Genomic DNA, 11,800 nt, shown 5'->3' on the forward strand with positions numbered 1-11,800 from the left:
GCGCACGCAGCCTCGATCGGTAGCGTGGACGTATGTCGACCCCTTCGGAGACCGCGCCCGCGGATCAGGACGCCCTCCCCACCGAGCAACGGACGGCCGCGGTGGTCTACAACCCGGTCAAGGTCCACCTGCCGACCCTCAAGTCCACCGTCGAGCAGCACCAGCAGGAGGCCGGCTGGGCCGAGACCCTGTGGTTCGAGACGAGCGAAGAGGACCCGGGCGGCGGCATGGCCCGCGAAGCGATCGAAGCCGGTGCCGACGTCATCGCGGCTGCGGGTGGTGACGGCACGGTCCGCGCGGTCGCCGAGGTCGTGCACGAGGCCGGTTCGACCCTGGCGCTGCTGCCGAGCGGCACCGGCAACCTGCTCGCGCGCAACATGAAGCTCCCCCTCGACGACCTTGCCGCGAGCGTCCGGACGATCTTCCACGGCGACGACCGGAAGATCGACTTCGGGATGCTCAAGATCGAGCGCCCCGGCGGCGAGCGCGAGCGTTTCGGCTTCCTGGTGATGGCGGGCCTGGGTCTCGACGCCCGGATGCTCGTGAACACCCGTCCCGAGCTGAAGAAGAAGGTCGGCTGGCTCGCCTACGTCGACTCGCTGTTCCGCTCCGTGCGCGACGCGAACGCCTTCGAGTTCCGCTACCAGCTGGACGACGACGGCAACCGCTCGCTCCGGGCGCACTCCCTGATCGTCGGCAACTGCGGCATGCTGCAGGCCGGCGCGATCCTGCTGCCCGACGCCGAGATCGACGACGGTGTGTTCGACATCGCCGTGATGCGTCCCCGCGGGTTCTTCGGCTGGGTGCGGATCGGAGCCCGGGTGTTCTGGGAAAACGGGATCCTGCGGGCGTTCCGCCGGTCGAACCTGTCCAAGACCGCCGTCGGCAAGAAGATCGTCTCGAAGTCGCGCGAGGAACGACCCCTGCGCTACCTGCGCGGGCAGGAGTTCACGGCGCGGCTCGAGCGGCCCGACGAGTTCGAGATCGACGGCGACCCGGTGGGCGAGGTCATCGCCTTCCGGTCGCGCATCGACCCGATGGGGCTGTCCGTGCGGGTGCCCGACCCGGCGGACGACCGCCACGGCTCGCGACAGGTGCCCTGACCCGGTCGATCGGGCTGCGGTGCGAGGTTCCGTCGTCCGTGCGAGGGACGCGAGCTCTCACCGACTACGGAACCTCGCACCACACGGCGTCACGGCATCGCTCAGCGCCGCGCTACCGCGCCCCGGGCTCGCCCGACACGATCGCGCGCAGCCAGTCCCGCGCCTCGACGAACGCGGCGTCCGAGTAGCGCGCCGGAACCTCGGGGCGGGCACCGTCGGCACGCGGGTACGACCCGAGGAACGTCACGCGCGGGCTGAACCGCCGCAGGCCGAGCAGCGCGTCCGCGACCCGCTCGTCGCGCACGTGCCCGTCGAGGTCGATGACGAACCGGTAGCGGCCGAGCTCGTCACCGATCGGGCGTGACGACAGCAGCCCCATGTTGATGCCGCGCGTCGCGAACTGCTCGAGCATGTCGACCAGGGCGCCGGGGTGGTCGGCGGGCAGCTCGACGATGACGCTGGTCTTGTCAGCGCCGGTCGGCTCGGGCAGGGCGAGGGTCTTCGACACCAGCACGAACCGGGTGACCGCCGAGGCGTTGTCGCCGATGGACGACGCGAGCACGACGACGTCGTGGTGGTCCGTGATGCCGGGCGGCGCGACGGCGGCGTCGGCGGTGGGGTTCGCCTCGAGCAGGGCGAGCGCCGCGGCGACGTTCGACGACGCCGGGATGTGGCCGTGGCCTGGCAGGTTCGCCTCGAGCCAGTTGTGGGTCTGCGCGTAGGCGACCGGGTGTGCGTTCACGGTGCGGACGTCGGCGAGCGTGGTGCCGGGCCGGGCGACGAGCACGAAGTCGACGGGGACCAGGTACTCCCCCACGATCCGCACGCCGGGGATCCGGGCCAGGGCGTCCTGCGTGGCGCTGACCCCACCGTCGACGCTGTTCTCGATCGCGATGACGGCCCCGATCGACCGGCCGGACACGACGTCGTCCAGGGCCTCACCGACGTTGTTGACGCTCCGCCAGGGCTTGCCGGCGGCGGCCTCGACGAGTTTCAGGGCCGCCTCGGTGAAGGTGCCGGCGGGTCCGAGGTAGGAGTACGTGTCGGACGGCGCGGCGGGGTCGGTCATGCGGCGAGCCTATTGCAGGGACGCGACGGCCAGGCGGCCTCAGTCCGTCGCCGCACCCGTCAGCCGCTGCTCGCAGATCGCGGTGTCGTCGTCCTCGCGCGGGTACGTCAGCGCCGCGAACCGGCCCTCGGGGTCGAGCCGGGTCAGGAGCGACGCGGCGATGCCGTCGAGCTGCGCGACCTGCTCGTCGGAGAGCGCGTCGATCACCACCCGGCGGGCGGTGCGGACGTGGTCCGGAGCGGCCTCGACGATCGTGGTGTAGCCGGCGTCGGTCAGGCGGACGTCGGTGGCCCGGCGGTCGGAGGTCGACGGGCACCGGGTCACGAGCCCGCGCTTCTCGAGGCGGGACACCACGTGCGACAGCCGCGGCAACGAGGCGTTCGTGGCCGAGGCGAGCGCCGACATCCGCAGGGTCCGGGTGTCGGTCTCGGAGAGCATCGCGATGACCATGTAGTCGAAGTGCGTCAGGTCGGCGTCACGCTGCAGCTGCTGGTCGAGCGCGGCCGGCAGGAGTTCCATGACGGCGACGAGCTTCATCCACGCGCGCAGCTGCTCGCGGGTGAGCCACGGGGTCTCGTCGGTCATGAGCTGATCATACCGAAAGGTTGTCCCTTCAACCAGTGGTGCGTACCGCGGACGAACCAGCCGGACCCGCCGGACCGGACGAACCGCCGGTCCGACGCGACCGCACCGCCCCGACCACGAGCACCACCACCACGACGACGAGCAGCGCCCCCTCGACGAGCAGCAGCCGCGTGCCGTAGTCGAACGGCAGCACGGTGGGGTTCTTCTGCCCGTGGTCCTTGGCCGCGATCTCCGGCAGGACCACCAGGGCGAGCACGCTGCCGAGGACGATCGCCGCCTGCACGACGACGAGCACCCAGGCCCGGAGCGAGCGTCCGGCCCGACGCAGCAGCAGCCCGGCACCGACCACGAACGGGGACAGGACCGCGTCGTGCAGCACCACCGCCGCGAGCAGCCACACCCCGAGCCCGCCGATGCGGTTCGGCGTGACGGACGTCACGAGCACGGACGCCCCGAACGCGATGACCAGCACGCCGATCACCACGAGCACGATCCGCGCGGCCTTCACCGGAGCACCTCGATCTTCTCGATCCACTTGGTCTGCAGCACACCGGGCCGCCCGGGAGCGATGATCCGCGCCGGGAACCCGTGGTCCAGGTCGAGCGTCGCACCGTTCAGCTCGAGGGCGATCAGCGTCGTCGGGTCCTCGGCGTACTCCGGTCCCATGTCCATGATCCGGTAGCCGCCGTGCCGCTCCAGGCTCGTCACCCGCACGTGCGACCCCTGCGGTGCCTGCACGGCGTCGAGCAGGTCGCGCATCCGCACGCCCTTCCAGGTCGCCATCTGGCTCCACCCCTCGACGCACGAGATCGGCAGGTCGACCTGCGCGGTGGCGAGCGCGACGAGTTCCGCCCGGACGAACGTCCGGCTCACGTCGTGGCCGACGACGGTGAGCGTCCAGTCGGCGGCGGTCGCGGTCGCGAGGACGCCGGCCGCCCGCGCGGTCCGGTTGACCGGCAGCCCGTTCGCGCCGATGCCGCGACCGCGGGCGCCGAACACGTTGAACGGTTCCGCGAGCTTCGAGGACTGCCCCGCCGTGAGCGCGACGACACCGACGGTCGCCGCCGTCACGCCGGCGAAGAACCCGCGTCGGGCGATGCGCTGGCGTCGTCCGGTGGCTGCTTCCGGCGTCGGCCGGGAGGCCCGGCTCGCCTCCGGCACGTCGGCCGTCGGCTGGGCGGGACTCGGCTCCTCGGACCCCTCGCGGGTCTCCGGGGCCGTGTCCGGTCCGGTGGGACGGGGCTCGGCGCCGCCGGGGGCGGCGTCGACGCCGTCGATCCAGCGGAACACGCGGCCCAGCAGGCCGGGGGCGGTGGACCCGGTGGTCTCGGCGACCGCAGCGCTCGGGGCGGACGCGGGATGAGCCTCCAGACCGGGTGGGAGCAGTTCACTGCCGGACGCGGGGTCCGCGATGAACCGACCGTGCGCGTCGTAGGAGTCGCGCTTCCGCCAGTAGCGGGCGATGACCGGCAGCTTGGCGGCGATGTGGATGGCCAGCGAGCCGATGATCACGTAGGCCAGGGCGTTGTGCACCTGGCGGAACGGGAACGGCCACGGGTACCACTGGTACGTGTTGAGCAGGCCGGTGACGACCTGGATGATCGACGCGGACACGAGCACCGCGATCGACAGCCGCTCGAGCAGGTGCAGCACGCCGCGTACCGGCGGCACCTGCACCAGGGCGGGCATGACGGTGTTGAGCTTGGCGAGCAGCAGCGGGATGATGGCGATGCCGGTCGTGATGTGCAGACCCTGCGTGAACTGGTACAGCTGCGTCGGACGGGTCGGGAACCGCATCCAGCCGAGCGGTTCCTGCAGCAGGTGGCTGTAGATCCCGGTGCCGAAGCAGACCAGGAACGCGATGCCGAGCAGACGCCCGAGCACCACGGCCGAGCGGGCGTTGCGGTTGGGGGACGCCAGAGCTGCTCGTCCGTCGTGCAGCAGACGCTGGAGGCCGGATAGCCTCGACGGACCATGAGCGACCGACTGCGTGCCCTCCGACCGTCCCTGGCCGACGGCACCGCCGCCCGGATCGGCACGGTGCTGGCCGTCGTGGGAGTACTCGCCCTGTCGGGCGTCATCGCCGTCGGCGTCACGCATCTGGGGTTCCTCCGATCGGGCCATCGTTCTGCATTCGTTGCGTGGACGCTGATCGCTTGGACCGTCTTCGTGATCGCCGTGCTCGCGGTGCGTTTCGTGCCCGTCCGGTGGATGACCACCGTGGTCATCGGCGGAGCGGTGGTGATCGGCATCGCCGCGCTGGTCGGCCCGCCGAACACGAGCACCGACTCCGCTCGGTACGCGTGGGACGGCATCGTCCAGCATGCCGGTGTCTCACCGTACGCGCACACCCCCCAGTCCGCGGCACTGTCCGGTCTGCGACCCGACTGGTTGTTCCCCGACAAGGTGGACGGCACGTGCGATCCGCTGAAGCCCCGGTTCCGCGGGCTCGGCGACGGCGCCGACGGGCACTGCACCGCGATCAACCGGCCGGACGTCACGACGATCTACCCGCCGATGGCGCAGCTGTGGTTCGCCGCGGTGCGGTTCTTCGTGCCCGCGACCGCGCAGTACCTGCCGTTCCAGGTCGCCGGGCTGCTCGTCTCGCTCGGCGTGACCGTCGGGCTCGTCCTGGTGCTCCGCCGCATCGGCCGTCCGACCTGGTGGGCAGCGCTCTGGGCCTGGTCGCCGCTCGTCGCGTCCGAGGCGGTCACCAACTCGCACGTCGACGTCGTCGGCGCCGCACTCGCCACGGCCGGTGTCGTGCTCGTCGCGTTCGGCCGGCCGATCTGGGGCGGGATCGCGCTCGGGGCCGCGACCGCGACGAAGCTCATCCCGGCGATCGTGTACCCGCCGTTGCTCGGCCGCGGGCGGGCGTGGTGGGCGATCCCGATCGGCATCGCCGTGTTCGGGTTGCTCTACGTGCCGTACGTGCTGACGACGGGGCTCGACGTGCTCGGGTACCTGCCCGGCTACCTGAACGAGGAGGGCTACGAGGACGGCTCCCGGTTTGCGCTGGTGTCGCTCGTGGTCAAGGGCGACGCGGCGACCCTGGTGGTGGGGCTCCTGGTGCTGCTCGCGGCGTTCATGGCGTGGCGGCTGTCCGACCCGGCGCGGCCGTGGTCCGGCGAGGTCCTGATGATCGGGGTGACGTTCCTCGCCGTGACGCCGCGCTACCCCTGGTACGCGCTGCTGCTCATCCCGTTCGTGGTGCTGTCCGGGCGGTGGGAGTGGTTGTCGATCGGCCTCGCCATCGCGTTGCGCGGGGTGTGGCCGTCAGCGGACGCCTACCGGTGGTGGTTGCTCGCGGCCGTGGCGGTCATCGTGGTCGTCACACTGCTGCGCACGGAGCGGTCGGAGTGGCGACGGTGGTGGGAACGGCTGTCGTTCCGGCGCGTGGAACACGTACGCTGACGACCATGGCACCCGCGATCCTGCTCGGCACGACCGGCTCCGTGGACCCGACTCCCGCCGGGCTCGTCGACCGGTTCGGGCGTCGCGCCGTCGACCTGCGGGTGTCGCTGACCGAGCGCTGCAACCTGCGCTGCACGTACTGCATGCCCGCGGCCGGGCTGCCGTTCGCCCCCGACGAGGCCCTGATGACGGCGACCGAGATCGAGCGCCTGGTGCGGATCGGCTCGTCGCGGTTCGGCGTCCGCAAGGTCCGGTTCACCGGCGGCGAGCCGATGCTCCGGCACGACCTGGTCGACGTGATCGCCCGGTGCGCCGCGCTGCCCGACGCGCCGGAGCTGTCGCTCACCACGAACGCCATCGGCCTGGCCCACCGTGCCCAGGGCCTGTACGACGCCGGGCTGCGGCGCGTGAACGTGTCGCTCGACACCGTCGACCCCGACGTCTTCACCACCGTGACCCGCCGCCCGTTCCTCGACAAGGTCATCGCCGGGCTGTCGGCCGCGCACGACGCCGGACTCGACATCAAGGTGAACGCGGTGCTGCTGCGCGGCATCAACGACGAGGCCGCCCCGGAGCTCCTCCGCTGGTGCCTGGAGCGTGGCTACGAGCTGCGGTTCATCGAGCAGATGCCCCTCGACCCCGACCACGCCTGGGACCGCACCTCGATGATCACCGCCGCCGAGACCCGCGCGCTGCTGGCGACGTCGTTCGTGCTCACGCCCGACGACGCTCCGCGCGACGGTGCCCCGGCCGAGCGGTACCGCGTGCACGATGCGGTCACCGGGGAGCCGCTCGGCACCGTCGGGATCATCGCGAGCATCACCGAGTCGTTCTGCGCCGACTGCACCCGGACCCGGCTGACCGCCGACGGGCACGTGCGCAGCTGCCTGTTCTCCGACGAGGAGACCGACGTGCTCGGGCCGATGCGCTCCGGGGCCGACGACGACCACGTCGCCGAGCTCTGGCGGCTCGCCATGTGGGCGAAGCCGCGCGACCACGGTGACGACAGCGACGAGCTCGTGCACCCGACGCGTGGCATGAGTGCGATCGGCGGCTGAGGCATGACCACGATCCGGTTCTTCGCCGCTGCCCGGGCCGCCGTGGGTGTCGACTCGATGACGACCACGGCCGACACGATCGACCAGGCGGTGCGCGAGGTCGTGCCCGCCGACCGCGAGCGCTGGACGGCCCTGCAGGAGCGTTGCTCGTACCTGGTCGACGGCGTGACGACGCGTGACCGGGCGACTGCGCTCCACGGTGTCGAGGTCGTCGACGTCATGCCGCCCTTCGCCGGGGGCTGAGCGGCGGCCGTTCCTTCCCAGAACGCCCGCGATACCAGGCGTTTTCGGGCACACCGTGTCGGAACTCCTGACCAGGTACGCCCGAATCGACCCGGCATGCCCGATTCGACCAGGTACGCACGCAACGGCCTGGTTCAACCAGGGGGCGCGTAGACCGCCACCTCGGCTGCGGGGACGTCGATGCGCACCGCGTCGCCGGGGGCGATCCCGAGCGCGGTGAGCCGGGCGAGCGTCAGGTCCGCCACCAGGTCACCGGCCCGGACACGCACCAGTCCGTCGCGCGGTTCGAGCGACGAGACGGTGCGCGCGGCTCCGGCACCGTCCCGCGTCAGCACGGCGGCCGTCGGGTGGAACGCAGCCAGGGCGGGCCGGCCGGGAGGCACGGCGTGCGTCCCCGAGGCCAGCTCGCCCCCGCCGTCGATCGCGATCCCACCCCCGGTGGCGGTCCCGCGCACCAGCGCGAGCCCGGAGAACGTCGCGGCGAACGCACTCGTCGGACGACCGAGCACGGCCGCGGGGGTGCCCTGCTCCACCATCCGTCCGCCCTCGAGCACGACGACGCGGTCGGCCAGGGCGACGACCTCGACCGGGTCGTGCGTGACGAGCACGGCGGGCCGGCCGGCGACCGCGGTCCGGAGTGCCGCGCGGACCTCGTCCTGCGCGCCGACGTCGAGCGCCGAGGTCGGTTCGTCGAGCAGCAGCACCGCCGGTTCGGTGGCGAGCGCCCGGGCGATCGCGACGCGCTGCGCCTGACCGCCCGAGAGTGTTCCGGGGTGGCGGGTGGCCAGGTCGGCGACCCCGACGGTGTCGAGCGCGTCGCGGGCACGTTCCCGGGCCGTGGCACGACCTGCTCCGGCCGCACGGGGCCCGAAGGCGACGTTCCCGACGACGTCGAGGAACGGGAACAGGTCGGACCGCTGCGCGACGAGTCCGGTCCGACGACGGTGCGCGGGCACGGTGTGCCGCGGGCTCGAGACCTGCACCCCGTCGAGTTCGATCCGGCCGGCGTCGATCGGCAGCAGGCCGGCCAGGGCCTCGAGCAGCGTCGACTTGCCGGCACCGTTCGGCCCGATGACGGCCAGGCACTCCCCCGCTCGGACCTCGATCGCAACGTCGACGTCCCGCGACCCGACGACGACGTGTGCCCGGACGCCCACCGTGCCCTCGGCCGTCACGCCAGGGCTCCGCGGGTCCGGAACGACGAGGCGCCGATGACGACGACGGCCACCACGACGAGCACGACCGCCAGGGCCACCGCGGTGTCCGGGTCGACCTCACGCTGCAGGTAGACCTCGAGCGGCAGGGTCCGGGTGACCCCCTGCAGGCTGCCGGCGAAGGTCAGGGTAGCGCCGAACTCGCCGAGCGCCCGGGCGAAGCAGAGCACCAGCCCGGACACGATCCCCGGCAGGACCCGCGGCGTCGTGACGGTCAGGAAGGTCCGGGTCGGTCCGGCGCCCAGGGTCGCGGCGACCCGCTCGTAGCGGTCGCCCTCGACGCGGAGTGCCCCCTCGACCGAGGACACCAGGAACGGCATCGCGACGAAGGTCTGCGCGATGACCACCGCCGTCGTGGTGAACGCGATGTGCAGGCCGTGGTCGTCGAGGAAGGCCCCGACCACCCCGAGCCGACCGAAGGCCGCGAGCAGCGCGAGGCCGCCGACCACCGGCGGCAGGACGAGCGGCAGGAGCACGACGGCCCGGGCGACGCCGACCCACCGTGACCGCGACCGCGCGAACAGCACGGCGAGCGGGTACCCGAGGACGAACGCGACACCCGTGGCCGCGAGCGCCGTGCCGAGGCTGAGCCCGAGCGCGGTCAGCGACGCGGTGGAGGTCACGAGCCCGACGAACGACGACCAGTCCACCCGGCCGAGCATCGCGAGCACGGGCACGACGACGAACAGCCCGCCGAGCACCGCGGGCAGCGGGAGCCACCACGCGACCGGCGGCCGTCCGTCAGCGCGCGGAGCCACGGGTCAGGGCTTCCCGAAACCCGCGTCGGCGAGCACACGCTGCCCGGCGGCGGAGCGGACGTACTCCGAGAACGCCTGCGCGAGCGCCGGGTCCTCGGAATCCCGGAGCACGCCGATCGGGTACGTGTTGACGGCCGTGCCCGACTCGTCGAACGGCACGCCGTCGACCTTGCCGCCGGCCCCTCGGACGTCCGTCACGTAGACGAGTCCGGCGTCGGCCTGACCGGATTCGACCTTGCCGAGCACGTCGGTGACCGACTGCTCCTCGCTGACCGGCTCGAGATCGACGCCCGATGCGGACTCGACCTCCGCCGTCGCGGCACCGCACGGCACCGGGGCGGCGCACGTGACGAGCTGGACACCCGGAGCCGTCAGGTCGTCGAGGTCCGTGATGCCCTTCGGGTTGCCCGGAGCGACGGCGATCTCGAGGACGTTCGTCGCGAAGTCCCGCGGCGATCCGCTCGCCAGGTCGGTCGACGACAGCTTCGCCATGTTCGCTTCGTCGGCGGACGCGAACACGTCGGCGGGGGCACCGTTCTGGATCTGGGTGACGAGGTCGCTCGAGCCGGCGAACGAGAACCGGATCGAGGCGCCGGGGTTGGCGGTCTCGAACTGCTTGCCCAGGGTCGTGAAGGTCTGCTGCAGGGACGCCGCCGCGAACACGGTGATCGACCCCGACACCTCGGTGTCCGCGCTCGACGACGAGGACGGCGACGACGACCCCACGGGAGCGTCTGCGGTGGAACACGCCGACAGGCCGAGCGTCGCCACGACGGCGAAGGGCACGAGCAGCGAGCGGGAACGACGGATCATCGGGGGTCCTCCTGGTGGGCGGGTGCCTCGACGGCGACCATCGTGGCCTTGACGGACGCCACCGCGACGGACCCGACCTCGAGCCCGAGGTCGCGGACGGCCTCGGCACTCATCAGGGACACCACGCGGTGCGGGCCGCACTGCAGTTCGACCTGCGCCATCACGGTGTCGACGACCAGGTCGGTGACGATCCCGACGAAGCGGTTACGCGCCGAGCTCTTCACCGCGGACGCCGGGTCGGTCAGCTCGGAGCTGCGTTCCCGTGCGTACGCAGCGACCTCGCGACCGTCGACCACGGCTCGCCCAGCGTCGTCCGTGGCACGGGTGAAGGTACCGCCGTCGACGAGTCGTCGAACGGTGTCGTCACTGATCCCGAGGAAGGCCGCAGCGTCCCGTACCCGCAGTTGCGTCATGATCCACCGATCCTATCCGCGGATGCGGCGGCAGGGGCATTAGAGGCGACCAGCCTGGGTCAGGACCGGTGCTCGATCACCACGGGCAGCCCCTCGCGACGCCAGGCCTCGAAGCCCCCGTCGAGGACCGCCACGCGCCTCCCGGCCGGCTGCCGCGCCGCCCACGCGTCCGCACGGGGTCCGCGTGCGCAGTAGACGACGACCTCGTCCGCACCGGTGTCGTCGGTGACGGCACCGGCGACCACGCCGGCCGCCCGTTCCTCGTCGGTCCGGACGTCGACGACGACCAGCGGGTCCGACGGGTCCGCCACCCTGGCGGCCAGGGCGGACGGTGCGATGCGCGGCGACGCGGAGGCGCCAGGGGCAGGCGCCGGTCGACGCGAGGCGGGCCCGCGGCGGACGGGGCTCTCGGTCCAGCGCCACCGGCGGGCGTCGACGGTCAGGACGCGTCCGAGCAGCGGGTCGCCGCTGCCGGTGACCAACGCGAACACCTGTCCCGCCATCACCGCACCGACCGCACCGCACAGTGCGGGGACCACGCCGTCCAGGGCGCACGAGCCCTCGTCGGGCAGCGCGTCGGGGTGCAGGTCGTGGAAGTCGACGCCGTCCGGCCCGGCGTCGCGGAAGACGCTGACCTGCCCGTCGTGGCCGAGCACGGTGCCCCACACGAACGGCACGCCCGCAGCGGCGCAGGCGTCCGAGACGGCCCGGGTGACCACGACCGAGTCGGCGGCGTCGACCACGACGTCGTGTCCGGCGACCAGGTCCGGCGTGAACGACCCGACCACGGCGACCGCGTCGAGTTCCGGGTCGACGGCGACGGCCCGCGCGACCGCGACCTGCGCCTTCGGTGAGCCGACGTCCGCGGCGGTGAAGAGCGTCTGCCTGGCCAGGTTCGAGGCGTCGACCACGTCGGGGTCGACCACCGTGAGCCGACCGATCCCGGCGAGGTACGCGACCACCGGCGCCCCGAGCCCGCCGGCCCCGACGACGAGGATGCGCAATGTGGCCAGGCGTCGCAGCCCGGTGACCCCGACGTCGGCGAGCGCGGCGGTCCGCGAACCGAGCTGCGTCCGTCCCGGGGAGAGCGCGGCAGCGGGGGCGACGAGGGGTTCCATCCCGTCATTCTG

Annotated in this window: 13 protein-coding genes; 4 read left to right on the top strand and 9 right to left on the bottom strand. The window is 72.7% G+C overall.

Translation table 11 applies throughout. From position 1 onward, the window contains the following. Positions 1-32 precede the first annotated feature (32 nt). Positions 33-1,103 carry a diacylglycerol/lipid kinase family protein gene (locus tag OE229_RS16470; protein ID WP_182065091.1) on the top strand — a complete coding sequence of 357 codons (1,071 nt, stop codon included), beginning with the start codon at positions 33-35 and terminating at the stop codon, positions 1,101-1,103. Positions 1,104-1,215: 112 nt separating this feature from the next. On the opposite strand, the gene pheA is transcribed toward OE229_RS16470, so the two are convergent. Genes pheA through OE229_RS16490 form a run of 4 tightly spaced genes read right to left on the bottom strand, consistent with a single transcriptional unit; the run spans position 1,216 to position 4,644 of the window. After that, positions 1,216-2,172, bottom strand: coding sequence for a prephenate dehydratase (pheA, locus tag OE229_RS16475; RefSeq protein WP_262138949.1), 957 nt, complete (start codon positions 2,170-2,172; stop codon positions 1,216-1,218). A gap of 39 nt (positions 2,173-2,211) precedes the next feature. After that, on the bottom strand, positions 2,212-2,757 hold the full coding sequence (locus OE229_RS16480) for a MarR family winged helix-turn-helix transcriptional regulator (RefSeq protein WP_182065093.1): 546 nt from the start codon (positions 2,755-2,757) through the stop codon (positions 2,212-2,214). A 28-nt stretch (positions 2,758-2,785) separates the two neighbouring features. Then, entirely contained in the window at positions 2,786-3,265 is a 480-nt protein-coding gene (locus OE229_RS16485; protein WP_262138950.1) for a hypothetical protein, read from the bottom strand. Then, the gene (locus OE229_RS16490; RefSeq protein WP_262138951.1) at positions 3,262-4,644 is read right to left on the bottom strand and encodes a molybdopterin-dependent oxidoreductase; all 1,383 of its coding nucleotides are present in this window, start codon (positions 4,642-4,644) and stop codon (positions 3,262-3,264) included. The genes OE229_RS16485 and OE229_RS16490 overlap by 4 nt, the downstream gene beginning before the upstream one ends. An 87-nt stretch (positions 4,645-4,731) precedes the next feature. On the opposite strand from OE229_RS16490, the gene OE229_RS16495 reads away from it, so the two are divergent. The 3 genes from OE229_RS16495 to OE229_RS16505 are packed head-to-tail and all read left to right on the top strand — an operon-like array spanning position 4,732 to position 7,472. Beyond that, positions 4,732-6,171: a glycosyltransferase 87 family protein gene (locus OE229_RS16495; RefSeq protein ID WP_262138952.1), complete on the top strand. Its 1,440-nt coding sequence runs from the start codon at positions 4,732-4,734 to the stop codon at positions 6,169-6,171. A 5-nt stretch (positions 6,172-6,176) separates the two neighbouring features. Then, complete coding sequence (gene moaA, locus OE229_RS16500; protein WP_262138953.1) at positions 6,177-7,229, top strand: GTP 3',8-cyclase MoaA; 1,053 nt, start codon at positions 6,177-6,179, stop codon at positions 7,227-7,229. A 3-nt stretch (positions 7,230-7,232) separates the two neighbouring features. Continuing rightward, positions 7,233-7,472: a MoaD/ThiS family protein gene (locus OE229_RS16505; RefSeq protein ID WP_262138954.1), complete on the top strand. Its 240-nt coding sequence runs from the start codon at positions 7,233-7,235 to the stop codon at positions 7,470-7,472. Positions 7,473-7,606: 134 nt separating this feature from the next. On the opposite strand, the gene OE229_RS16510 is transcribed toward OE229_RS16505, so the two are convergent. The 5 genes from OE229_RS16510 to OE229_RS16530 are packed head-to-tail and all read right to left on the bottom strand — an operon-like array spanning position 7,607 to position 11,788. Further along, complete coding sequence (locus tag OE229_RS16510; RefSeq protein ID WP_262138955.1) at positions 7,607-8,647, bottom strand: ABC transporter ATP-binding protein; 1,041 nt, start codon at positions 8,645-8,647, stop codon at positions 7,607-7,609. Next, the gene (locus OE229_RS16515; protein WP_071246956.1) at positions 8,644-9,444 is read right to left on the bottom strand and encodes an ABC transporter permease; all 801 of its coding nucleotides are present in this window, start codon (positions 9,442-9,444) and stop codon (positions 8,644-8,646) included. The genes OE229_RS16510 and OE229_RS16515 overlap by 4 nt, the downstream gene beginning before the upstream one ends. Before the next feature lie 3 nt (positions 9,445-9,447). Continuing rightward, complete coding sequence (modA, locus tag OE229_RS16520; protein ID WP_262138956.1) at positions 9,448-10,257, bottom strand: molybdate ABC transporter substrate-binding protein; 810 nt, start codon at positions 10,255-10,257, stop codon at positions 9,448-9,450. Further along, positions 10,254-10,670, bottom strand: coding sequence for a TOBE domain-containing protein (locus OE229_RS16525; protein ID WP_071406518.1), 417 nt, complete (start codon positions 10,668-10,670; stop codon positions 10,254-10,256). Before OE229_RS16525 ends, modA begins: the two co-directional genes overlap by 4 nt. Before the next feature lie 59 nt (positions 10,671-10,729). Next, positions 10,730-11,788 (bottom strand): ThiF family adenylyltransferase, encoded by a 1,059-nt coding sequence (locus OE229_RS16530; RefSeq protein ID WP_263344756.1) that lies wholly within the window; start codon positions 11,786-11,788, stop codon positions 10,730-10,732. Positions 11,789-11,800 lie beyond the last annotated feature (12 nt).

It is taken from the genome of Curtobacterium poinsettiae (genome assembly GCF_025677645.1).
Classification (GTDB): domain Bacteria; phylum Actinomycetota; class Actinomycetes; order Actinomycetales; family Microbacteriaceae; genus Curtobacterium; species Curtobacterium poinsettiae_A.